The sequence below is a fragment of the Streptomyces sp. NPDC015125 genome (assembly GCF_043080045.1).
Classification (GTDB): Bacteria; Actinomycetota; Actinomycetes; order Streptomycetales; family Streptomycetaceae; genus Streptomyces.
In genome coordinates, this window is sequence record NZ_JBIBVF010000026.1 from 48,350 (window position 1) to 70,669 (window position 22,320).

General features: G+C 71.7%; 21 protein-coding genes. 12 read left to right on the plus strand and 9 right to left on the minus strand.

Translation table 11 applies throughout. The annotated features are described in order from the left end of the window. Positions 1–49: 49 nt before the first annotated feature. The gene (locus tag ACF088_RS35610) at positions 50–745 is read right to left on the minus strand and encodes a DNA polymerase beta superfamily protein (RefSeq protein WP_392380042.1); all 696 of its coding nucleotides are present in this window, start codon (positions 743–745) and stop codon (positions 50–52) included. Between the two features lie 241 nt (positions 746–986). Between ACF088_RS35610 and aroH the strand changes: the two genes are divergently transcribed. The 5 genes from aroH (at position 987) to der (ending at position 5,479) form a co-directional block, all read left to right on the plus strand. Beyond that, positions 987–1,349 (plus strand): chorismate mutase, encoded by a 363-nt coding sequence (gene aroH / locus ACF088_RS35615; protein ID WP_392380043.1) that lies wholly within the window; start codon positions 987–989, stop codon positions 1,347–1,349. Continuing rightward, positions 1,346–2,431: a prephenate dehydrogenase gene (locus ACF088_RS35620; RefSeq protein WP_392380044.1), complete on the plus strand. Its 1,086-nt coding sequence runs from the start codon at positions 1,346–1,348 to the stop codon at positions 2,429–2,431. Before aroH ends, ACF088_RS35620 begins: the two co-directional genes overlap by 4 nt. A gap of 86 nt (positions 2,432–2,517) precedes the next feature. Further along, positions 2,518–3,252, plus strand: a complete 735-nt coding sequence (gene cmk / locus ACF088_RS35625) for a (d)CMP kinase (protein WP_392380045.1) — start codon at positions 2,518–2,520, stop codon at positions 3,250–3,252. After that, positions 3,249–3,950 (plus strand): lysophospholipid acyltransferase family protein, encoded by a 702-nt coding sequence (locus ACF088_RS35630; RefSeq protein ID WP_392380046.1) that lies wholly within the window; start codon positions 3,249–3,251, stop codon positions 3,948–3,950. Before cmk ends, ACF088_RS35630 begins: the two co-directional genes overlap by 4 nt. A 68-nt stretch (positions 3,951–4,018) precedes the next feature. Then, positions 4,019–5,479: a ribosome biogenesis GTPase Der gene (der, locus tag ACF088_RS35635; protein ID WP_392380047.1), complete on the plus strand. Its 1,461-nt coding sequence runs from the start codon at positions 4,019–4,021 to the stop codon at positions 5,477–5,479. 25 nt (positions 5,480–5,504) lie between these two features. Here the strand turns inward: der and ACF088_RS35640 are convergent, their stop codons facing one another. Continuing rightward, positions 5,505–5,849, minus strand: a complete 345-nt coding sequence (locus ACF088_RS35640) for a hypothetical protein (RefSeq protein ID WP_392380048.1) — start codon at positions 5,847–5,849, stop codon at positions 5,505–5,507. A 116-nt stretch (positions 5,850–5,965) separates the two neighbouring features. Beyond that, positions 5,966–6,763 (minus strand): hypothetical protein, encoded by a 798-nt coding sequence (locus ACF088_RS35645; RefSeq protein ID WP_392380049.1) that lies wholly within the window; start codon positions 6,761–6,763, stop codon positions 5,966–5,968. A 284-nt stretch (positions 6,764–7,047) separates the two neighbouring features. Between ACF088_RS35645 and ACF088_RS35650 the strand changes: the two genes are divergently transcribed. The 4 genes from ACF088_RS35650 (at position 7,048) to ACF088_RS35665 (ending at position 11,355) form a co-directional block, all read left to right on the plus strand. Beyond that, complete coding sequence (locus ACF088_RS35650) at positions 7,048–7,653, plus strand: transglycosylase family protein (protein WP_392380050.1); 606 nt, start codon at positions 7,048–7,050, stop codon at positions 7,651–7,653. A 355-nt stretch (positions 7,654–8,008) separates the two neighbouring features. After that, positions 8,009–9,268: a glycosyltransferase family 4 protein gene (locus ACF088_RS35655; protein WP_392380051.1), complete on the plus strand. Its 1,260-nt coding sequence runs from the start codon at positions 8,009–8,011 to the stop codon at positions 9,266–9,268. Continuing rightward, positions 9,265–10,242, plus strand: a complete 978-nt coding sequence (locus tag ACF088_RS35660) for a hypothetical protein (protein WP_392380052.1) — start codon at positions 9,265–9,267, stop codon at positions 10,240–10,242. The genes ACF088_RS35655 and ACF088_RS35660 overlap by 4 nt, the downstream gene beginning before the upstream one ends. 72 nt (positions 10,243–10,314) lie before the next feature. Beyond that, the gene (locus ACF088_RS35665; RefSeq protein WP_392380053.1) at positions 10,315–11,355 is read left to right on the plus strand and encodes a helix-turn-helix transcriptional regulator; all 1,041 of its coding nucleotides are present in this window, start codon (positions 10,315–10,317) and stop codon (positions 11,353–11,355) included. Here the strand turns inward: ACF088_RS35665 and ctaD are convergent. Continuing rightward, positions 11,240–12,925, minus strand: a complete 1,686-nt coding sequence (gene ctaD, locus ACF088_RS35670; RefSeq protein WP_392380054.1) for a cytochrome c oxidase subunit I — start codon at positions 12,923–12,925, stop codon at positions 11,240–11,242. The two genes, ACF088_RS35665 and ctaD, sit on opposite strands and share 116 nt — an antisense overlap. A gap of 510 nt (positions 12,926–13,435) precedes the next feature. Between ctaD and ACF088_RS35675 the strand changes: the two genes are divergently transcribed. Next, a complete protein-coding gene (locus ACF088_RS35675) occupies positions 13,436–13,651 on the plus strand; it encodes an I78 family peptidase inhibitor (RefSeq protein ID WP_392380055.1) in 216 nt (71 codons plus the stop codon). Positions 13,652–13,754: 103 nt separating this feature from the next. On the opposite strand, the gene ACF088_RS35680 is transcribed toward ACF088_RS35675, so the two are convergent. Continuing rightward, positions 13,755–14,789, minus strand: coding sequence for a phosphatase PAP2 family protein (locus tag ACF088_RS35680; protein ID WP_392380056.1), 1,035 nt, complete (start codon positions 14,787–14,789; stop codon positions 13,755–13,757). Between the two features lie 282 nt (positions 14,790–15,071). After that, on the minus strand, positions 15,072–16,265 hold the full coding sequence (locus tag ACF088_RS35685) for a hypothetical protein (protein ID WP_392380058.1): 1,194 nt from the start codon (positions 16,263–16,265) through the stop codon (positions 15,072–15,074). A 211-nt stretch (positions 16,266–16,476) separates the two neighbouring features. On the opposite strand from ACF088_RS35685, the gene ACF088_RS35690 reads away from it, so the two are divergent. Then, a complete protein-coding gene (locus ACF088_RS35690; protein WP_392380059.1) occupies positions 16,477–18,129 on the plus strand; it encodes an MFS transporter in 1,653 nt (550 codons plus the stop codon). 183 nt (positions 18,130–18,312) lie between these two features. Continuing rightward, a complete protein-coding gene (locus tag ACF088_RS35695; protein WP_392380060.1) occupies positions 18,313–19,545 on the plus strand; it encodes an acyl-CoA dehydrogenase family protein in 1,233 nt (410 codons plus the stop codon). Positions 19,546–19,651: 106 nt separating this feature from the next. Here ACF088_RS35695 and ACF088_RS35700 read toward each other — a convergent pair whose 3' ends face one another. From ACF088_RS35700 to ACF088_RS35710, 3 genes are all read right to left on the minus strand, one after another. Beyond that, positions 19,652–20,101 (minus strand): cell division protein SepF, encoded by a 450-nt coding sequence (locus ACF088_RS35700; protein ID WP_392380061.1) that lies wholly within the window; start codon positions 20,099–20,101, stop codon positions 19,652–19,654. Positions 20,102–20,394: 293 nt separating this feature from the next. Further along, on the minus strand, positions 20,395–21,384 hold the full coding sequence (locus ACF088_RS35705; RefSeq protein WP_392380062.1) for an ABC transporter substrate-binding protein: 990 nt from the start codon (positions 21,382–21,384) through the stop codon (positions 20,395–20,397). Next, a complete protein-coding gene (locus ACF088_RS35710; RefSeq protein ID WP_392380063.1) occupies positions 21,381–21,887 on the minus strand; it encodes a GNAT family N-acetyltransferase in 507 nt (168 codons plus the stop codon). The genes ACF088_RS35705 and ACF088_RS35710 overlap by 4 nt, the downstream gene beginning before the upstream one ends. Positions 21,888–22,320 lie beyond the last annotated feature (433 nt).

A 22,320-nucleotide genomic window follows, 5' to 3' on the forward strand; every position in this document is an offset into this window, starting at 1 on the left:
CCGTCGTCCGTGCGGCCGGGCTGCCCGCCGTCGACCCGGGCGCCGGGCCTCAGCCGAGCGCTGACGCCCGCCGGGCCCGGAACAGGAAGTCGGCCACCCGGCCCCGGTCCGGCTCGGCCGGCAACGGCGAGCCGGACACGGCGGCCTCGGCCTCCTCGGCCAGCCTCGCCATCCGGCGCTCCACCGTGTCCCAGGCCACCTCACCGCGCCGGACCGCCAGCAGCTCCTCCCGGTCCCGGCCGACGTCCAGCGTGAGCCTGCCGGTACGGAGCAGATCGCGGGAGGAGGCCAGCAGCCGCAGCAGATGCATGGCGTGCTTCCAGCGGGGCGCGCCGTGCTGCCGTACGTCGGCCCGCAGTTGCTTGAGCTGACCGCCGGCGTAGCCCGTGAAGGTGCGGTGGGCCTGCCGGGACAGGAAGGCGTCGCGCAGCGCGAGCAGCTCCCGGCCGGTGGCGTCGACCCGCTCGACCAACGGGGAGTGCAGGCACTCCAGGATGGTGGGGTTGGCACGCAGGGCCAGATGGCAGAACCGCTCCAGCTCCCAGGAGAATTCCTCCTCGCGCGGCCCCTCCACATGGGTCGGCGGCTTCTCGAAGCCCCAGAAGAGCGGGGTGGGTGCGAGATACACCCCGCGCCGGTCGGTGTCACTGGTCTCCGTGGCCAGACCGAAGGCGCGCGAGCCCATCACACATGCGTAGACGGTGTGCTCGGCGACCAGGGTGTGACCTTCGGCGGCTTCGGACATGGCGGCGATTGTCGCTGGTGGGATGGTGAATGTCACCAGGTTTTGGAAGCGGAATGTCGAACTCCGGCAGCTTGCTCACCGTCGGTGGGCGGCCGGTCGCGACGCGCAGGGACCACCGCCCGTGCGCCGTCGGCCGTCCCGCCGGCCGGCCGCCGCGTACGGATTGTCGGTGCGGCTGGTTACGCTGATCAGTGCGCGCACAGGTGCGTGACGCGGCACAGAACGCAAGGGGAGCAGTGACGTGGCGGTACGAGCGGTCCGCGGGGCCGTCCAGCTGGAGCGGGACGACGCGGAGCATATGCAGCAGCAGGTCGGCGAGCTGCTCACCGCCCTTCTCGAACGCAACGACCTGCGCGCGGACGACCTGATCAGCGTGTGGTTCACCGCCACCCCCGATCTGCACAGCGACTTCCCGGCCGCCGCCGCGCGCGCCCTGGGCATCACGGACGTCCCGCTGATCTGCGCCCAGGAGCTGGATGTCACCGGCGCCATGGAGCGCGTGGTGCGGGTGCTCGCCCACGTCGAGACCGGTCTGTCCAAGGCCGGGATCGCCCATGTCTACCTCGGCGCGGCCGGGGCACTGCGAAAGGACATCGCGCAGTGAGGAGCGCACTCGTCATCGGAACGGGCCTGATCGGCACCTCCGCCGCGCTGGCGCTGAGCGCGCGCGGCGTCCAGGTCTTCCTGGAGGACCACGACCAGGCCCAGGCACTGACGGCCGCCGCGCTCGGCGCGGGCACCGCCGAGGCGCCCCCGGGCCCGGTCGATCTGGCCATCGTGGCCGTGCCACCGGCCCATGTCGCGGCGTCGCTGGCCGATGCCATCCGGCGCGGGGTGGCCCGCGCCTACCTCGACGTCGCCAGCGTCAAGGGCGGCCCGCGCCGCGAGCTGGAGGCGATGGGCTGCGAGCTGTCCGGCTACCTCGGCACCCATCCGATGGCCGGCAAGGAGCGCTCCGGCCCGCTGGCCGCCACCGCCGACCTCTTCGAGGGCCGGCCCTGGGTGCTCACCCCGACCCGCGACGGCGACATCGAGGTGCTCAATCTCGCACTGGAGCTGGTCGCCCTGTGCCGGGCCGTCCCGGTGGTGATGGACGCGGATGCGCACGACCGCGCCGTCGCCCTGGTCTCGCACACCCCGCAACTGGTCTCCAGCCTCGTGGCCGCCCGGCTCAAGGGTGCCGACGAGACCGCCGTACGGCTCTGCGGCCAGGGCATCCGCGATGTGACGCGGATCGCGGCCTCCGATCCGGGGATGTGGATCGACATCCTCTCCGCCAATCCGGGCCCGGTCGCCGATGTGCTGGGTGAGATCGCCGCCGACCTGGACGAGACCGTGCGCTCCCTGCGCGCCCTGGAGTCCGCCGACGACGCGAAGCGCGGCGGTGGCGCCGGTGGCATCGAGGACGTGCTCCGCCGCGGCAACGCCGGGCGGGAGCGGGTGCCCGGCAAGCACGGCGCCGCCCCGGCCGTCTACGAGATCGTCGCCGTGCACATCGGCGACCAGCCCGGCGAGCTGGCCCGGATCTTCGCCGACGCCGGCCGGGCCGGGGTCAATATCGAGGACGTCCGCATCGAGCACGCCACCGGCCAGCAGGCCGGCTTCATCCAGCTCATGGTCGAACCGCAGGCCGTTCCGGGGCTGACCGCGGAGCTGCGGGAGCGGGGCTGGTCCATCCGGCAATGACACCGTGGACGGCACCGTGCGGGTGAGCCAGTAACCTTGTCCGAGGCCCTTATGGCCCTTGGACCCCCGCCCCGTGTACAAGAAAGGTGTTCGTCACCGTGGAAACCGCCGCTCGGACCGCCCCGGCAGCAGTGATTGTCGCCATCGACGGCCCCGCAGGCACGGGCAAGTCCAGCACGTCCAAGGCCGTCGCCGCCAAGCTGGGCCTCGGCTACCTCGACACCGGCGCCCAGTACCGCGCGATCACCTGGTGGATGCTGACCAACGGCATCGACGTCAACGACGCGATCGCGGTGGCCGACGCCTCCGCCAAGCCTGTGATCGTCTCCGGCACCGACCCGGCCGCCCCGACCATCACGGTCGACGGCCTGGACGCCGCGGGCCCGATCCGCACCCAGGAGGTCACCGCCGCGGTCAGCGCGGTCAGCGCCGTCGCCGAGGTGCGGACCCTGATCACCGATCTGCAGCGCAGCATCGCCGCCGAGGCGCCGAACGGCATCGTCGTCGAGGGCCGGGACATCGGCATCACCGTCCTGCCCGACGCCGACCTCAAGGTCTTCCTCACCGCCTCCCCCGAGGCGCGGGCGGCCCGCCGCAGCGGCGAGCTCAAGGGCAAGGAGGCCGGAGACCTGGCCGCCACCCGCGAGGCGCTGATCAAGCGGGACGCCGCCGACTCCGGCCGGAAGACCTCCCCGCTGGCCAAGGCGGACGACGCCGTCGAGGTCGACACCACCGAGCTGACGCTGGAGCAGGTCATCGAGTGCGTGGTCACCCTCATCGAGGGCGCCGGCGCCGAAAAGGCAGGGCGGGTCGCCCGGTGACCGACAGCGGCGGGGCCCCGAGCGAGGCGGGCGCCGCGGTCGGGCGGCGGATCGGCATCGGCCTGATGTACGGGCTGTGGCGGCCGCGGGTGCTGGGCGCGTGGCGGGTGCCGTCGGCCGGCCCGGTGATCTTTGCCGTCAACCACTCGCACGGCATCGACGGCCCGATGGTGATGGGCACCGCGCCGCGGCCGGTGCACTTTCTGATCAAGAAGGAAGCCTTCGTCGGCCCGCTGGACCCGTTCCTGCGGGGCATCGGGCAGCTGAAGGTGGACCGCGACACCGCCGACCGCAAGGCGATCACCGACGCCCTCGGGGTACTGACGCAGGGCGGAGCGCTGGGGATCTTCCCGGAAGGCACCCGCGGCGAGGGCGACTTCGCCTCCCTGCGGGCGGGCCTGGCGTACTTCGCGGTGCGCTCCGGCGCCCCGGTGGTGCCGGTGGCGGTGCTCGGCAGCGCGGAGCGGCACAGCCGGCTGACGTCGGCCGTGCCGCCGCTGCGCTCCCGCGTCGATGTCGTCTTCGGTGATGCCTTCGAGGCCCAGGAAGGGGCGCGAAGCACGGCCGAGGGCGGTGGTGGGCGACGGGCGGGCAACAGTGGCCGGCGTACCCGTAAGGCGCTCGACGAGGCGACCGTACGGATCCAGGAGCGGCTGGCCGCCCACCTGGCCGGGGCCAGGCGCCTGACCGGGCGCTGAACAGACTTGAGTAGTGGGCCGCGGACGAGTGGCCCACCGATCACGATGATGAACGAGGAACGGACTTCATGAACGACCAGATCCCTACCGGCGACGAGCACGGTGCGCTTGGCGACGCCGAGTACGCGGAGTTCATGGAGCTCGCCGCGGAGGAGGGCTTCGACCTCGAGGCGGTCGAGGGCGACATCGCCGCGGCCGGCCACGGCCCGCTGCCCGTCCTCGCCGTCATCGGCCGCCCCAATGTCGGCAAGTCGACCCTGGTGAACCGCATCATCGGCCGCCGGGAAGCGGTCGTCGAGGACAAGCCGGGCGTCACCCGCGACCGCGTCACCTACGAGGCCGACTGGAACGGCCGCCGTTTCAAGGTCGTCGACACCGGCGGCTGGGAGCAGGACGTCCTCGGCATCGACGCCTCCGTGGCGCTGCAGGCCGAGTTCGCCATCGAGGCCGCCGACGCGGTCGTCTTCGTCGTCGACGCGAAGGTCGGCGCGACCGACACCGACGAGGCCGTCGTCAAGCTGCTGCGCCGGGCCGGCAAGCCCGTGGTCCTGGTCGCCAACAAGGTCGACGGCCCGTCGGGCGAGGCCGACGCCGCCATGCTGTGGTCGCTGGGCCTGGGCGAGCCCCACCCGATCTCCGCGCTGCACGGCCGCGGCACCGGCGACATGCTCGACGCCGCGCTGGACGCGCTGCCCGAGGCACCCGCGCAGACCTTCGGCACCGCCCTCGGCGGCCCCCGCCGGATCGCGCTGATCGGCCGGCCGAACGTCGGCAAGTCGTCGCTGCTGAACAAGGTCGCCGGCGAGGAGCGGGTGGTCGTCAACGAGACCGCCGGCACCACCCGCGACCCGGTCGACGAGATGATCGAACTGGGCGGCAAGACCTGGAAGTTCGTGGACACCGCGGGTATCCGCCGCCGGGTGCACCTCCAGGAAGGCGCCGACTACTACGCCTCGCTGCGCACCGCGGCGGCCGTCGAGAAGGCCGAGGTCGCGGTCGTCCTGATCGACGCGTCCGAATCCATCAGCGTCCAGGACCAGCGCATCATCACGATGGCCGTGGAGGCCGGACGCGCCCTGGTCATCGCCTACAACAAGTGGGACACCCTCGACGAGGAGCGGCGCTTCTACCTGGAGCGGGAGATCGAGCGGGACCTCGTGCAGATCCCCTGGGCGATGCGGGTGAACGTCTCCGCGCGCACCGGCCGCCACATGGAGAAGCTGGTCCCGGCGATCGAGACCGCGCTGGCCGGCTGGGAGACCCGTGTCCCCACCGGGCGGCTGAACTCCTTCCTCGGTGAGATCGTCGCCTCCCACCCGCACCCGATCCGCGGCGGCAAGCAGCCCCGCATCCTCTTCGGCACCCAGGCGGGCACCAAGCCGCCGCGCTTCGTCCTGTTCGCCTCCGGCTTCCTGGAGGCCGGCTACCGCCGCTTCGTCGAGCGGCGGCTGCGCGAGGAGTTCGGCTTCGACGGCACGCCGATCCACATCTCCGTGCGGGTGCGCGAGAAGCGCAGCAGGAAGAAGTAGCGGCGGCTCGGGCCGCGCGGACCGCTCAGTGTCCGTGCGGCCTGGCGTCCCGCTGCGCCGGTGGCAGCGCCGCCGGGACATGGCCCCGCGGGTGGTACGGCTGCCGGCTCACGACCTCCCAGTGGCCCGCGGACGCCGCAGTACGGTTCCAGTCCACGGCACCGCGCAGCGACTCCGGAAGCTCCGGCTCGTCCGTACGGTCCCCGGGCAGGGCCCGGAAGGCGCGGCGGTACTCGGCGTACAGCGCGTCATAGATCGGCGTGGCCGAACCGTGGTCCGTGGGGTGCGTCGTCCGGTGTTCGTGGGACGGGCGCATGCCGGGGATCGGGTGGGCGTACGGGGCGCGGGAGGAGGGGTCGTATGCGTGCACGTCTGTGCCAACGACCTCGACGGCCGTGGGATGCGGCTTTCATGCGGAAATGGCCGATCGCGAGGGCGTGACCGTCCGGAATGGCGGTCCCGCCCCCGCGATCGGGTCGGGGGCTGTCAGGTGCCGGCCAGCGGCATCTCCGCGGCGACCAGGGCGCCCTTGGCCGCGGCGTTCTCCAGTGCCTCGCGCAACAGGTCCTCGCGGGGCTGGTGGCCGATGGAGCCCGCGGGCGCCGCGTACATCAGCACCGACTGCGCCTTGTTGGCCGCGGCGCGCCAGCCGTCGGAGACGGCCAGCGGCTGGTGGGCCTGCCACCAGGCGGCCTGCCGGCCGGCGCTGCCCGGCTGCAGGACGGCGTGCAGTTTGCCCACGGCCAGCAGCGCGGACCAGCCCGGGTTCGGGCCGGGGAGCTGGTTCATGTCCGCCACCGGGTGGAAGCCCTGCTCCAGGAGCAGCGGAAGGAAGGCGTCGTCCGGGCCGGCCGAGCCGGGGCGGGCGATCGGGCCGTCCGGCTCGACCACCAGGGCCGGGCGCAGGTCGCCCTCGACCAGCACCAGACCACAGGTGATCCCGAGGGTCGCCTGGCGCGGGGTGGTGGGGAGCGGGACGGCCGGTGCGGGAGTCTCGGGGGCGGCGTCCTCGCCGGTGATGGAGCGCACGGCTCCCTGGAGCTGCTCCTCCGACACCGGGACGACCTGCGAGGGAATGCAGGTGGCATGGGCGAACGCGAGCACCGCGGTCTCCTCGCCCACGAACAGGACGGTGCTGGTGCGCTCCTGCTCGCTGTCTCCGGGGGTCCGGCAGGAGGTGCAGTCGTAGTTGCCGGGGGCGTCGCCACCGGCCAGCAGGCGGTCGGCTTCTTCGTCGCCGATCTCGGCGCGAACGTCGTCGCTGACGTCGAGCATGCGCGGCACGGGTGGCTCCTCGATCTCTGTGCGTCTGCCGGGTGGTCTCCCGGCTCGTACAAGGACAACGGGTGACCTGCGGCAGGAGTCACGCGAGGGCGGGAACGGAATCGAACCAATCCCCGCACAGCGGAAAACCGTGGAAAGCCGCCCCAGAAGTGGTCACATAACGCCAACTCTTGCGCAGAACCTGGTGCAGTCGGCGGTGTTCCGTACACCGGACCGGGTGCGGGCGGGGGCCTGAGGGCGTGGCGCGCTGGTCAGCGGCCGACGGCTGCTTACCGTCACCGGCTATGTCGGACAACTCTTCGGCGCCTCGGCGCTTCGTGGGATCCGTCGGGCTGCTCACCGCGGCGGCCGCCGCCCTGGTGCTGTGCCTGCCCGGCGCCGCCGCCGCCGACGGGACCGGCGGCGGCCCCGGCGGCAAGGACACGCATGCCTGCGCCGCCGACCAGTGGCCATGGGGCTGCCTCGCGGAGTGCGAGAGCAGCGGGGACTGGCACGTCAACACCGGCAACACCTTCTACGGCGGGCTGCAGTTCTGGCAGCCCACCTGGGAGGCCTTCGGCGGCCTCGACTTCGCGGAGCGGGCCGACCTCGCCACCCGCAAGGAGCAGATCAAGATCGCGAAGCGGGTGCAGGCCGCCCAGGGGTGGGGCGCCTGGCCCGTGTGCGCCCGGCGTTACGGGCTGCTCGCCCCCGCGCGGACCCATGTCGTACGGAGCGGGGAGACGCTCGGCGAGATCGCCGAGAAGTACCGGGTGAAGGGCGGCTGGCGGGCGCTGTACAGCGCCAACCGCTCGACCATCGGACCGGACCCCGGCAGGCTGTTGGCCGGCACCGAGCTGCGGCTCCCCGAGGGGCCGAAGAAGCACTCCCGCCCGGCTCGCGACGACTGACGGGCGGACGGCGGGAGTCCGGTGGCGGGAGTCCGGCGGCGGGAGTCCGGCGGCCCGGGAGTGCGACGGGATCCCCTCCGCCTCCGCCTCCGCCTCCGCCTCCGCCGGGTGCCCGGGCCCGATCCACCGGAAGTCCCGGCGATCCGGCGGAGGCGGAGGGGATCCGGGGTCGGGAGGTTCCATGCCCTGGCTACCGATGACCTAACTTTTGCGGAACAACTTGGCGAAAGGGTCAACCAGGAACCCGTTTTCGCGGTCCTACGGTTCAGCAGGGGGATGCGTCGCGCCGTCGGGAGGGGGGCGCGACGCATCCCACGGGGAGACCGGAACGAAAGACCAGGGGACACGGGGACGGATGCACATCTCATTCCTGATTCACAATGCTTACGGCATCGGGGGGACGATCCGGACGACGTTCAACCTTGCGCGTACGCTCGCCGAGCAGCACGACGTCGAGATCGTGTCCGTACTGCGCCACCGCGACGACCCGGTCTTCGACCTCGGCCGGCGGGTCGCGTTGCGGCATCTCGTGGACCTCAGGGAGAACAGCCCCGCCTACGAGGGCGCGGACCCCGCACACGCCCGTCCCGCCAGGATATTTCCCGCCGCCGAGAACCGGTTCGGCCAGTACAGCGAGCTCACCGACGACCGGATAGCCCAGCATCTGCGCCGGATGGAGACGGACGTGGTGGTCGGCACCCGGCCCGGACTCAATGTGCACATCGCCAAGCAGGCACGCCGCGGCCCGGTCCGGATAGGCCAGGAGCACCTCACCCTGGACACCCACAGCCGGGCGCTCAAACTCGCGCTGCGCAGCGCCTATCCGCGCCTCGACGCGGTCACCACCGTCACCGAGGCCGATGCCCGTGCCTACCGCGGGACGCTGCGGCTGCCCGGGGTGCGGGTCGAGGCGGTGCCCAACAGCGTGCCGGCGCCCGCTCTTGCGCCCGCCGACGGCAGCGGCAAGTGGGTCGTCGCGGCCGGCCGGCTCGCCCGCGTCAAGCGCTATGACGTCCTCATCCGCGCCTTCGCCCACGTCGCCGCCCAGCGCCCCGACTGGCGCCTGCGGATATACGGCGGCGGTGCCGAGAAGGCCGCGCTGCGCGCCCTGATCGACGAACTCGGCCTGTACAACCACGTCTTCCTGATGGGCCCGGCCAACCCCCTGGAGCCCGAGTGGGCCAAGGGCTCGATCGCGGCGGTCTCCTCCAGTCTGGAGTCCTTCGGGATGACCATCGTCGAGGCCATGCGCTGCGGTCTGCCGGTCGTCGCCACCAACTGCCCGCACGGCCCCGGCGAGATCATCGACGACGGGGTGGACGGCAAGCTGGTCCCGGTCGGCAATCCGGAGGCGCTGGCCGGCTCGCTGCTCACGCTGATCAACGACGACGCCACCCGCAGGCGGATGGGCGGGGCCGCGCTGGCCTCGTCGGCCCGCTTCGACCCCGCCACGGTCGCCGGACGCTATGAGGAGCTCTTCGGCGAGCTGCTCGCCCGCAGGCGGGGCCACCGGCTGCACGGCAGCCTGCATCGCGCCCGGGGAGCCCTGCTCGGCGGCGCATACGCCACCAAGGATGCGGCCCGCGCCGCGATGAGAGGGGTGCGGACGGTATGACGGCGTCGAGCCAACTGACCGTGACCGGAGATGAGATGAAGGAGTCCTCTGCCATCGACCAGGAACCCATGGTTCCGGCGAGCGCGGGAACCCACGGCCCCGAACGGACGGGGGAGCGGGAGACGGAGGCGGAGCCGGTGGAACTGCGTGCCGACTGCATCGCGGACTCCGCGGGCGGCCTCACCTTCGACCTGAACGTCCCCCAGGACACCCCCACCGCTTGGAGTGCGGCGCTGGTGCTGCGGCTGCGCGGCGGCGACGGTGCGGACGACGAGGTTCGGCTGCCGCTCGGCCCGAACGGCGCCGGGTGCCTGCGCGCCGTGCTGCCCAGCACCGTCCCCCTCGCCGAGGGCCGCTGGAACGCCTACGCCGACCTCGGCGACGGCCGGGACCCGCGACGCCTGCTGCCGGGCCTCAACGACCTGCGGTCACTGGTCGACCGCAGGCCGCTGGCGGGCATCGGCCGGCTCGGTGTGCGCATCCCGTACGCGACCAAGTTCGGCAACCTCGCGCTGCGCAGCTGGCTGCGCGGACCGCACGCCGAAGCCGGTGACATCCTTGTCACGCCCGACGGCATGACGGTCTCCGGCCGGCTCTACGGCACCTTGCCGGGCTCCGGTGCCCGTGCCGAGGCACGGTCGCGCCGCGCCCCGGTCTCCCCGGACGCCGCACCGGCCACGGTCACCGTCCCGCTGACCGTGGAGGGCCCCGAGTTCACCTTCACGCTGCCCTACGAGGAACTGGTCGGCCGGTGGCAGCAGGGCAGCGAGCCCTGGGATCTGTGGCTGTGCCCCGCCGAGGGCGCCCGGCCGGTGCGCATCGCCCGTCTCCTGGACGATGTCGCCGACAAGAAGCAGGTCTTCAGCTACCCCGCGCTGCCGGTGCCGACCGCGGCGGAACCGTTGCGGATCGGCCCGTATTACACGCTCGACAACGACCTGGCCGTCCGGGTCGCGGGACCTGCCGAGAACTGAGGGAGCGGCGGCTGCGGTCCCGGTGACGCATCGAGGACCGCGGCTGTCCGCAAAGGCTGCAAGACTCGGGCCATGTTGGAGACCTCGGCACGTCTGCTCCGCCTGCTCTCGCTGCTGCAGGCGCACCGGGAGTGGTCCGGCGCGGAGCTCGCCGACCGGCTCGACGTCACCCCGCGCACGGTGCGCCGGGACATCGACCGGCTGCGCGAGCTGGGCTACCCCGTCCACTCCGCGCCGGGGACGGCCGGCGGCTACCGGCTCGGCGCCGGTGCCGAACTCCCGCCGCTGCTGCTGGACGACGAGGAGGCGGTGGCGGTCGCGGTCGGGCTGCGTACCGCCGCGGTGGGCGGTGTCGAGGGCATCGAGGAGTCCTCCGTGCGCGCGCTGGCCAAGCTGGAGCAGGTGCTGCCGCACCGGCTGCAGCGCCAGGTCGGCGCGCTGAATGCCTTCACGGTCCCGCTGTCCGGCGGCGGCGGCCCCCGGGTGGACCCGACCCTCCTCACCGAGCTCGCGCACGCCTGCCGGGACTGCCGGCGGTTCCGCTTCGACTACACCACCCACGACGGCACTCCCTCCCGCCGCCTCGTGGAGCCGCACCGTCTCGTCTGCGCCCGGCGTCACTGGTATCTGGTCGCCTGGGACGTGGACCGCGCGGACTGGCGCACCTACCGGGTCGACCGCCTCACCCCCACCCCGCCGCACGGGCCGCGCTTCACGCCCCGCCCACCGCCGGCCCGGGACCTCGCCGCGTACGTCTCCCGGGGCATCTCCACCGGGGTCTACGCACGTCAGGCCACCGTGCTGCTGCACGCCCCGCTGGAGCGGGCCGCGGAGCGCATCGGCCCGGCCGCCGGGACGCTCGAAGCCGTCGACGAGCAGTCCTGTCTGCTGCGTACGGGGGCGCACAGCCTGGAGTTGATGGTGCTCCACATCGTGCTGACGGGTTTCGACTTCGAGGTCCGCGAGCCGCCGGAGCTGCAGAGCCGCATCCGGGAGATCAGGGACCGGCTCTCCCGGGCACTGGCGGCGGCGCCGCCACCGGCTGCTTCCCCACCTCCGGATGGTGCAGATCGAAGGCGGGGGACTCGGAACGGATCTTCGGAAGCGTCGTGAAGTTGTGCCGCGGCGGCGGCGAGGAGGTCGCCCACTCCAGGGAGCGGCCGAAGCCCCAGGGGTCGTCCGTGGTGATCCGGGAGCCGTGGCGGGTGGTCTTCCAGACGTTGTAGAGGAACGGCAGCGTGGACAGGCCGAGCAGGAAGGAGCCGATGGTGGAGAGGGTGTTCAGGGCCGTGAAGCCGTCGGCGGCCAGATAGTCGGCGTAGCGCCGCGGCATGCCTTCCACACCCAGCCAGTGCTGGACGAGAAAGGTGGTGTGGAAGCCGATGAACAATGTCCAGAAGTGGATCTTTCCCAGCCGCTCGTCGAGCATCTTGCCGGTGAATTTCGGCCACCAGAAGTAGAAGCCCGCATACGTGGCGAAGACGACCGTCCCGAAGACGACGTAGTGGAAGTGGCCGACGACGAAGTAGGAGTCGGTGACATGGAAGTCCATCGGCGGGGAGGCGAGGATGACGCCGGTCAGCCCGCCGAACAGAAAGCTCACCAGGAACCCGATCGACCACAGCATCGGCGTCTCGAAGGACACCGAGCCGCGCCACATGGTGCCGATCCAGTTGAAGAACTTCACCCCGGTCGGCGCCGCGATCAGGAACGACATGAGCGAGAAGAACGGCAGCAGCACCGCCCCCGTCACGAACATATGGTGCGCCCAGACCATCACCGACAGGGCCGTGATGGCCATCGTCGCGCCGACCAGCATGACGTAGCCGAAGATCGGCTTGCGGGAGAAGACCGGGATGATCTCCGTGATGATGCCGAAGAACGGCAGCGCGATGATGTAGACCTCGGGATGGCCGAAGAACCAGAACAGGTGCTGCCACAGCAGCGCACCGCCCCACTGCGCCTCGAACACCACCGACCCGAACTGCCGGTCCGCCTCCAGCACCAGCAGCGCCGCCGCCAGGACGGGGAACGCCATCAGCACCAGGATCGAGGTGAAGAGGATGTTCCAGGTGAACACCGGCATCCGGAACATCGTCATCCCGGGCGCCCGCAGCGCGATGATCGTGGTGATGAAGTTGACGGCACCGAGGATGGTGCCGAAGCCGGCCAGCGCCAGCCCCATGATCCACATATCGGCGCCGACGCCGGGGGAGCGGACCATCGAGTTCAGCGGGGCGTAGGCCGTCCACCCGAAGGCCGGGCCGCCGAACGGCGTGAGGAAGCTGCCCAGCACGATCAGGCCACCGAAGAGGAAGAGCCAGTACGAGAACATGTTCAGCCGCGGGAAGGCCACATCGGGCGAACCGATCTGCAACGGCATGATCTCGTTGGCGAAGCCGGCGAATGCGGGGGTGGCGAACAGCAGCAGCATGATCGTGCCGTGCATGGTCACCGCCTGGTTGAACTGCTCCGCGTCGATGATCTGCAGCCCCGGACGGGCCAGTTCGGCGCGCATCACCAGCGCCAGCAGACCGCCCACCAGGAAGAATCCGAACGCGGTGATCAGATAGAGGTGCCCGATCTTCTTGTGGTCGGTGGTCGTCAGCCAGTCGACCAGCACCGACCCGCGGCGCCGCGCCCTGGGGGGCCGGAGATCCGCCTGGCCGGTGTCCGTAACCATCCGCTGCACCTCGTTCGTCGAAGGTGTACTGGGCCCGGCACATGATGCTCGCGCGCGGGACGCAGAGCGAGGTGGCGCTCCGGTCCGTTCCGGTGGCATCAGGTGGGCCGGTGGTCGGGCCGGCGGACGGGGCCGGGGAGGGCGCGGGGGCGGCAAGCGGGGCGATGTGCGGGAAATGTGTGCGGAGTGTGTCTCGTTGGACAATTTCCCGGCGGCCGATAAAGGGCGTCGGATACCGGGAATCGGAAACTTGCGGGGATTATTTTCGGACGGCTTGCCGCGATGCGCCGAGTGAGCAATCCCGTTTCGCGTTTGATCAAGGCGGAATTCCGGCTGCTTAATTTTCCACCCGATTGCACCATCGCGCGGCGCGTACGGGTGACGGAAGTCCTGGCAAACGCACCAGTGTTCGCTGTGACACAAGTGTGACCAATGCCGGACCGGGAGGTCACCGAGGTGTGCGACGGCCGGGCCTTCCGCGGGCCGCCCCGGACGCCTACGGTGGCTGTCATGGCTGACGTACCGAATCTTCCGGACAACCCTCAGGACGACATCGAGGCGTATGTCGGCCTTGCCCGGCAGGACGCCGAAGAGCAGGCCGGAGAGCGCGGCTGGACGACAGTCCGGGCACTGCCCCCGGGCGCGATCATCACCATGGAGTACCTGGCCGGCCGGCTCAATTTCGAGGTCAAGGACGGCACGGTGCACCGCACCTGGCAGGGCTGAGCGCCGCACCTGCGACGAAGGCCCCGGCCGCTCCGTGGGGAGCGGCCGGGGCCTTCACTGCGGGGTGGGGGTGTGCGTACCGGCCCCGCTGCCTGCGCCGGGCTCAGCCGTTCGCGTTGCGGCCGCGCCCGGAGATCGGGCTGAGCGGCGTGGTGCGCGAACGGTCCGCGTGCGGGGGTCGCCGGCTGCCCGCCGGGGTGACCGGGGCGCGCTCCGAACGGATGGTGTACGGGCGCGACGGGTGGTGCGGCCAGCCGTCCGGGTTGTGGGCGGCGGACCGGCCGCCCGTACCGGCGGAGATCGTCTCGCGGACGAGCACCTCGCCATCGGGGGCGATGCGTTGCCGGGACACCCCGGGAGCCAGCGAGCCGACCGGCAGCGGGCCGCGCAGCGAATCGGGGCGCAGCCGCAGCCACAGCCGCAGCAGGATGCCCATGAGGCGGTCCTCGAACCAGGTGATCCCGGGCTCCAGCCAGGGCATCGCCAGCAGTACCAGCAGCCCCGCGGCCCAGCCGAGCAGCACATCGCTGACCCAGTGGGTGCCGAGGTAGACGGTGGTCATGCCGACACCCAGCGCGCCCAGCGCGGCGATCACCGACAGCGAGCGGCGGCGCAGCGAGGTGGTCGCCAGGTAGGCCAGCACACCCCAGGTGACCACGGCGTTCGCGGTGTGACCCGAGGGGAATATGTCGCCCCCGAGTCCCATCTCGTTGGCGCCGACCACGGTCGCGTAGTGCGGGCCGAGCCGCCCCATGCCGAGCTTGGCGGCGCCCACGGTGATGTTCAGCAGCAGCAGCGAGGCGCCGAGCACCAGCAGCGGGTGGAGGTTGCGCTGGCGCCAGCAGCGCCAGCCCAGCCACGCCGCCACCGCCACCGCGGTCGGTCCGCGCTGCCCCAGTACAACGAAGTAGTCGAGGAAGGCATGGATCTCAGGCCACTGCTTGTAGGGCCTGAAGAACATGACTTGCCAGTCGAACGTGACCAGCCATGAAGTGGCCAGCACCCCGGCCACGATCGCGAGGTACACCGCCAGCGTTCCCCAGAACAGCCACAGGCGGGTCCGGGTCATGCGGGGCGGTCGGACGCGATCGGTCGGGCGCTGCTCCTCCATCTGGTCGAGCTTGTCATCGGTACGCACTCAATCGACGTTACCGCGTGTGATGTAGGTGCTTGGTCAAACTGTGCGCTTTGTAATGACGATGTGATGTGGAATGTGTCTCAATCGAGGCTTCGGAGCTGGGATTTGGCGGGGAATTCCCGGCGATTCTCAATCGCATCCCGGGGCCCGCGTGTCGTCACCATGAGCGCCTTATCTGCTTTTCCCGGCAGAGTTTATCCGCCCGTCGCCCGGGGCGCGCGAAGTTCCCCCGGAAGAGGGGTCACGGAAGGTGTTCGTTCGATCGCGGGGAGTCTCCGGGGCTCACGGCGGGCCCGAACCGTTCAGCCAGCACGCCCCGTATGCCGCGGAGCCGGCCGCCACCAGGCCGACGACCAGCCAGGACCGGACCGGGTGCCGGTGCGCGAGCCCGGCCGCCAGCGGCAGCAGCAGCGGGTAGGCCGGCAGCATCAGCCGCGGCTTGGACCCGAAGTAGCCCTTGGCGGTCAGCGCGAGCAGCAGCACCGCTCCGCCGTAGACCGCCAGGGGCAGCGGCTGGCCCTGCCGTACACCGCACAGATACAGCCAGATCACCAGCCCGACCCCGAGGAGCAGCCCGATTCCGGCCGCGAACGAGGGCCCCGACAACCGGTCCCCGATGAAGGCGCCGAAGGCGATGCCCCCGTCGAAGCCGTTGCCCCAGCCCTCCTGGACGTCCAGATAACCGGTGAACGAGCCCTGGCGCCCCGCCACCCACAGGAAGTAGCCGCACCAGCCGAGCGGGGCGAGCAGCACACCGGGCAGCAGGCCCGGCTGCGCCCGCAGCGCCGCGCGCCCCCGTATGCCGCCGGCCCGCTGCCGCCACAGCGTCACCGCCGCGGTGACCCACACCGCCGCGACCACCGCCGCACCCACCGGCCGGGTCAGCCCGGCCAGCGAGGCCAGCACCCCCGCCCAGACCCAGCGCCCGGTCAGCACGGCATACAGGGCCCAGGCCGCGAGCGCGGTGAACAGCGACTCCGAGTACGCCATCGACTGCACGATCCCGACCGGCAGCGCGGCCCACAGCGCCGCCAGGGCGACCCCGGCCCGTTGCCCGTGCAGCCGCTCGCCGGTCGCGTACAGCGCCCAGGCGGCGGCCATCGAAGCCAGCCAGGACACCGCAAGTCCCGCGTCGGCGGGCGACAGCGGGGCAAGGGCCGACAGCCCCCGCTCCAGACACGGCAGCAGCGGGAAGAACGCCAGGTCGGAGTGCACAGCGCCGTGCGGCAGCTGCACGGTGTAGCCATAGCCCTGCTCGGCGACCCGGGTGTACCAGAGCGCATCCCAGCGGGCGGTCAGCAGCGTGTGCCAGTCCTTGCCGTTGGCCGTGGACCAGACCCCGAGGACGACGAGACCCAGCAGCCGGATCGCTGCGAAGGCCGCCAGCGCGGGCGCGGCCCGGCGCAGCGCGGCCCGTGCGGCGGGCACGTCGCACAGAGGCCGGCCGGGAACGGCCGCGGAGGCAAGATCGTTCATCCGGAAGATTATCCAGGTGGCCGAAGAACGATTGCCGACGGCGGGGTGGGGAACGCACGGCGCTGCGATGAGCGTCTCATCGTGAGGTGAGCCACGCGGCACCCACCGGGACTCGCGTAGTCTGACGTCTCTACTCGCTTGTGCCGCCGGTTCCACCGGGGCGTTTTCGCGCCCTGATCCATGGCCGCGAGAGCATGACTGGAGGTGCTGCATGTCCGGGACGACCGCGTCCGGCAGTGGACGGACGGCTGGTGTTCCCCGGCTCACAGGCGGCGGCGCGAACCGCTGGACCGTGCTGATCGTGCTCTGCGTCAGTTTGCTCTTCGTCGCACTGGACACCACGATCCTGTACGTCGCCGTGCCCTCCGTCACCGAGGACCTGCGACCGGGCCCGGTGGAACTCCTCTGGATCGTCGACGTCTACCCGCTGATGGCGGCCTCGCTGCTGATCCTCTTCGGCACCCTCGGCGACCGTGTCGGCCGCCGCCGCATCCTCCTTCTCGGCTACGGCCTCTTCGGCCTGGCCTCGGCCGCCGCCGCGCTCGCGCCCAACCCGCAGATCCTGATGGTGGCCCGCGCCCTGCTCGGTATCGGCGGCGCCATGATCATGCCGGCCACGCTGTCGATCCTGCGGCAGGTCTTCCCCGACCGGCGCGAGCGCGCGGTGGCCATCGGCGTGTGGAGCGCGGTGGCCGCGGTCGGCGCCGCGGTCGGTCCGGTCCTCGGCGGCTTCCTCGTCGAGAACTTCTGGTGGGGCTCGGTCTTCCTCATCAACATCCCGATGATGGCCGCGATGCTGCTGATAGGCCGGTGGCTGCTGCCGGAGTCGCGCGGGGAGCGCAACGGCCCCTGGGATGTGATCGGCGCGATCGTCGCGGCGCTCGGTGTGCTGGGCATCGTCCTCGGCGTCAAGCGGATCGGCAGCGGCGAGGCCGTGGTGGGGCTGACCACGCTCCTGCCCATCGTCCTCGGCGTGCTGCTGCTGGTGCTGTTCGTACGCCGCCAGCGCCGGCGGAAGCACCCGCTGATCGATATGCGGCTGTTCGCCAGGCCCGCTTTCGGCACCTCCGTCTGCTGCATCGTGCTGGCCATGCTGGCCCTGGTGGGCCTGCAGTTGATCGCCGTCCAGTACCTCCAGCTCGTCCTCGGACTGAGCCCGCTGCAGACCGGTCTGCGGATGCTGCCGCTGGTCTTCGCCGCGATGGCCGCCGGCCTGACCGGGTCGAAGATGCTGCAGGCCCTCGGCCCGCGCGCGATGGTGTCCCTCGGCTTCGTGCTGACCGCCGTCGCGGTGCTCTGTCTGACCGCGATGAGCAGTCAGGACCGCCCCTGGCTGCTGTCCACCGGCTTCGTCCTGCTCGGCTTCGGCTTCCAGTCCACGCTGTTCGGGGCGTACGAGTCGATGCTCAGCGAGGCGCCCGCCGAACAGTCGGGCGGGGCCGCCGCGATCGGGGAGACCTCCTACCAACTCGGCGCGGGTATCGGTGTCGCCCTGCTCGGCAGCGTCATGAACGCTGCCTACGCCCCCGGCCTGTCGCATGTGGAGGGCGTTCCCGGCCGGGCCTCCGCCTCGGCCGCGCACTCCCTCGGCGAGGCCTACAAGGTGGCCGCCGGTCTGGGCGAGGGCGCCAAGGCGGCGCTGCGTGAGGCGGCCCGGGAGTCCTTCGTCCGCGGGCTGCACGTCACCCTCGTCGCCAGCGCCGTGCTGCTGCTGGTCGGTGCGGGGATCGCGCTGCGGCTGCCGCGCCGGGCGGCGGACTCCACGGAGCGGGCGGAAGCGGACGGGGAGCCTGCTCCCGGCGACGGCACGGCCGGTGCCGGCCGCGGCAGTGGCGAGCCCGCCCCGGCGAGTTCCGGCCGCTGACCGGCGCCCCTCTCTTCCTGCGGGGCCCTGCCCCGTGCCTGTGGGTCCCTGCCCCGTCGTGTGGGTCACCCGCCCCGCCGCGCGGCGGGGACCCTTGCCGCGCGGCACCGCGGGCCGTACCGTCGGAAGCGAATAACTACCGCTGCTAGTTTTTCGCGCGCCGAACCCGTCGGAGGCCCCGCCATGCCCGCAAAGCCGCCCGCAGAGTCTGCAGAGTCCGCAGTGTCCTCGGCGGCTCCACCGTTCGACCCCGGCGACCCGCTGGGCCTCGACGATCTGCTGACCGACGAGGACCGTGCCGTCCGGGACACCGTCCGGGGATGGGCCGCCGACCGCGTCCTGCCGCAGATCGCCGACTGGTACGAGCGCGGCGAACTGCCCGGCATCCGTGAACTCGCCCGCGAGCTCGGCTCCCTCGGCGCCCTCGGGATGTCCCTGACCGGCTACGGCTGTGCGGGCGCCTCCGCCGTCCAATACGGCCTGACCTGCCTGGAGCTGGAGGCCGCCGACTCCGGTATCCGCTCCCTGGTCTCCGTCCAGGGCTCGCTCGCCATGTACGCGATCCGGCGTTTCGGCTCCGAGGAGCAGAAGCAGCAGTGGCTGCCCCCGATGGCGGCCGGCGAGATCATCGGCTGCTTCGGGCTGACCGAGCCGGACATCGGCTCCGACCCCGCCGCGATGCGGACGCACGCCAAGCGCGAGGGCGGGAGCGGCGGAGACTGGGTGCTCAACGGGCGCAAGATGTGGATCACCAATGGCTCGGTGGCCGGCGTCGCGGTGGTCTGGGCCCGTACCGACGACGGCATCCGCGGCTTCCTGGTCCCCACGGACACCCCGGGGTTCTCGGCCCCCGAGATCAAGCACAAGTGGTCCCTGCGGGCCTCGGTGACCAGCGAACTCGTCATGGACGACGTACGGCTGCCGGCCGGTGCGGTGCTCCCCGGCGCCACCGGGCTGCGCGGTCCGCTCGGCTGTCTCAGCCATGCCCGCTACGGCATCATCTGGGGCTCCATGGGGGCCGCCCGCACCAGCTTCGAGGCGGCGCTGGACTACGCGAAGACGCGGGAGCAGTTCGGCAAGCCCATCGGCGGCTTCCAGCTCACCCAGGCCAAGCTCGCCGACATGGCCGTCGAACTGCACAAGGGGATCCTGCTGGCCCATCATCTGGGGCGGCGGATGGATGCGGGGCGGCTGCGCCCCGAGCAGATCAGCTTCGGGAAGCTGAACAACGTACGGGAGGCGATCGAGATCTGCCGTACGGCCCGGACGATCCTCGGTGCCAACGGGATCTCGCTGGAGTACCCCGTCATGCGGCATGCGACCAACCTGGAATCGGTGCTCACCTACGAGGGCACCGTCGAGATGCACCAGCTGGTGCTCGGCAAGGCGCTCACCGGTCTGGACGCCTTCCGGTGAGCGGCCTCGCCCGTTGACGCCGGTCGCTGCGTGATCCGGGGGCCCGCACAACGGCGGCTGCCGCCGCGAGCCCCCGGACCCCCGGCCGGAAACACGCGGGTCGCGCTCAACTCTGGTTGAAGAAGCCGCCGTTGCGGTGGGCGCGGGCCTCGCCGCTGACGACCTGGTAGTCGGCGGGGGTCAGCAGGAACACCCGGGTGGCGACCCGCTCGATCGAACCGCGCAGACCGAACGTCAGGCCGGCCGCGAAGTCCACCACCCGCTTGGCGTCGGAGGGCTCCATGGCCGTCAGGTTGACGATCACCGGGACGCCGTCCCGGAAGAGTTCGCCGATGCCGCGGGCGTCCCGGAAGCTCTCCGGGGTGACCGTGGCGATGCGGGTGCCCTGGTCCTGGGCGGCCTCGTCGGCCACCCGGACCCGGGGGTCGGTGACCCAGGGGCTGTTGCCCGAGTCGCCGGCATCGGGTCCCTCGGCGTAGTCGTCGTCGTAGTAGCGCTCGTCATCACTGTCGTCGACGAGGCCAAGCCAGGCGCTCGCCTTGCGCACCGATCCCATTGACGCCTCCTCTCACCCGCGGTGTCTGTGTGTGTACCCCTATCGTCGTCCATCAGGCCGACAGTGTGCCAAGTGGATAGCCGCCGCACGGGGGGTTCGTGACACATCTGGTGCAAAGAGGGTGGCGCGTCATCACCTTATGCGCCCCGTAAGGAAACTGACAGTATGAAGAACCTCACGGTCGGTACCTGACCCTCCGTTGACGGGAAGCGGTCAGCGGAAGGCGGACCGGACCGGCGGGTAGGTTCATGCGCGGGACCAGCACACATGCCTCGTCGTGCGAAGGCCCCGGGTCAGCGGATCTCCGGCGGATTGATCCGCGATGCGGCCAGGGCCGAGGCCCCGGTGCCCCACTTCTTGAGGATCCGGTCGTAGGTGCCGTCCTTCTTCAGCCGGTTCACCGCGGCCCGGACGGCGGGTGTCAGCGGGGTGCCTTTCCTGAACGCGAAGCCGACGTCCAGCCGCTTGAACTCGTTGAGGAACCGCAGGCCCGGCTGCTGCCGTACGGCGTAGTGCAGCCCGTTGACGGTGCTCATCACCACATCGGTGCGGCCCTGCTGGAGCGAGATCCACAGTGCGCCCTGCTCGGCATAGGTCTTGACGTCGTAGGGCTTCTTGCCCGCCCGTGTGCACCGGTGCCGGTGCTCCTCCAGCGTCGCCTCGAAGGTGGTGCCGGCGCCGGTGGCGACCGTCAGCCCGCACAGCTGCTGCAGCGAGCCGACCTTCTTCAGCGGGCTGTCCTTGCGGACCGCGAAGCCCTGGCCGTCGTTGATGTACGTCACGAAGTCGATGGTCTTGCGGCGCTCGTCGGTCACGCCGAAGTTGCCGGTGCCCACGTCGTATTTGCCGCTGCCGAGGGCCGGCAGGATCGCCTCGAAGCTCGCCACCTCGCGGTCGATCTTCAGGCCGAGGACCTTGCCCACCGCGTCCGCGAAGTCGATGTCCTGGCCTGCCAGGGTCTTGCCGTCGGCCAGATAGGTCGCGCCGGGCAGGGTGCCGACGCTGGTGGCGAGGGAGAGGCTGCCCCGTGCGCGGACGTCCGGGGGGAGCAGTTTCGCCGCGGCCGGGTCCTTCCGTACGGCCGAGACCACGTCCGTGGTGGGGATCGTGTCGTCGGCGGCCGACGGACCCGCGGCCCCGGCCCCGGCCGCGCCGGGCGGGCCGCCCGCACCGCAGGCGGTGAGCGACAGGGCAGCGGCGGCCAGGACCGCGGCGGTGCGCAGTGCGGCGGTGCGCAGTGTGGTAGTGCGCAGTGGGGTGGTGCGGGGCGTGGCCAGGCTCATGGGTGCGGGCTCTCCAGGTGCTTTTCGAACGGCAGCGGGCCGATCGACTCCGGGGCGGCGGACAGATCGAACAGGGGGCGGTAACCCGCCGCGAGATAGAGGCCCTTGGCCTCCGGCTGGCGGGGGCCGGTCGTCAGGAAGATGCGGGTGTAGCCCCGGTCGGCGGCATCCCGCTCCAGGGCGTCCAGGACCCGCCGGGCCAGCCCGCGCCTGCGGTGCGCGGAGTGCGTCCAGATCCGTTTGAACTCGGCGGTGTGTGCGTCATAGCGGCGGTAGGCGCCCCCGGCGACCGGGCTGCCGTCCGCCAGGAGCAGCAGGAACGCGCCACCGGGCGGGGCGAACTCCTCGGCCGGGTACTCCAGGCTCAGATCGACGGGTTTCTCGTACCGGGTGCGGTATTCGTGGGTCAGCTCGTCCAGCAGGGGACGGGCCAGCGGATCGTGGACGGTGGTGTGCCGGACCGTCGGGCGGGTGGTCGGTGGCGGACCGGGGGCGGCGCTCACCGGGCCGCCGCCGTGCCGGGCCGTGGCACCGGGGTCGCGGCGGCGGACCGCGCGTCCGGGACGTGGTCGATCGGAGTCGTGACGCCGAAGCGCATACTGCGCCCTTCTTCGAGCATGCCGAAGGAACAACCGGACGGGGACAGGACAGGGGAACAGACAGGGGGCAGACAGGGGACAGGCGGCGGACAGGCGGCGGACAGGGCAGGGGAGGTGACAGGGGCTGCGGCGAAGGGGACTGCTGCGAAAGGGAATTGCGGGTGTGCGAGGGGAGGGGTGCGCCGGGCGGCGGCGCGAGGTGTGAAGGCGCGCGGTTGACGGAAGAGAAAGAACCGCGGAACGGCCCGGCCTTAGCGGCGACGGGCTTCAGGGCAGGGCGTCAGCTCAACAGGACGACGACCACACACGACCGAAGTCGATGTGGTCGCGGGTGACC

Excerpts from the sequence above, each read along its gene's own strand:
- ACF088_RS35610 (WP_392380042.1), bottom strand. The coding sequence starts at position 745 with ATGTCCGAAGCCGCCGAAGGTCACACCCTGGTCGCCGAGCACACCGTC.
- der (WP_392380047.1), top strand. The coding sequence starts at position 4,019 with ATGAACGACCAGATCCCTACCGGCGACGAGCACGGTGCGCTTGGCGAC.
- ACF088_RS35650 (WP_392380050.1), top strand. The coding sequence starts at position 7,048 with ATGTCGGACAACTCTTCGGCGCCTCGGCGCTTCGTGGGATCCGTCGGG.
- ACF088_RS35655 (WP_392380051.1), top strand. The coding sequence starts at position 8,009 with ATGCACATCTCATTCCTGATTCACAATGCTTACGGCATCGGGGGGACG.
- ACF088_RS35660 (WP_392380052.1), top strand. The coding sequence starts at position 9,265 with ATGACGGCGTCGAGCCAACTGACCGTGACCGGAGATGAGATGAAGGAG.
- ACF088_RS35665 (WP_392380053.1), top strand. The coding sequence starts at position 10,315 with ATGTTGGAGACCTCGGCACGTCTGCTCCGCCTGCTCTCGCTGCTGCAG.
- ctaD (WP_392380054.1), bottom strand. The coding sequence starts at position 12,925 with ATGGTTACGGACACCGGCCAGGCGGATCTCCGGCCCCCCAGGGCGCGG.
- ACF088_RS35675 (WP_392380055.1), top strand. The coding sequence starts at position 13,436 with ATGGCTGACGTACCGAATCTTCCGGACAACCCTCAGGACGACATCGAG.
- ACF088_RS35685 (WP_392380058.1), bottom strand. The coding sequence starts at position 16,265 with ATGAACGATCTTGCCTCCGCGGCCGTTCCCGGCCGGCCTCTGTGCGAC.
- ACF088_RS35690 (WP_392380059.1), top strand. The coding sequence starts at position 16,477 with ATGTCCGGGACGACCGCGTCCGGCAGTGGACGGACGGCTGGTGTTCCC.
- ACF088_RS35695 (WP_392380060.1), top strand. The coding sequence starts at position 18,313 with ATGCCCGCAAAGCCGCCCGCAGAGTCTGCAGAGTCCGCAGTGTCCTCG.
- ACF088_RS35700 (WP_392380061.1), bottom strand. The coding sequence starts at position 20,101 with ATGGGATCGGTGCGCAAGGCGAGCGCCTGGCTTGGCCTCGTCGACGAC.
- ACF088_RS35705 (WP_392380062.1), bottom strand. The coding sequence starts at position 21,384 with ATGAGCCTGGCCACGCCCCGCACCACCCCACTGCGCACTACCACACTG.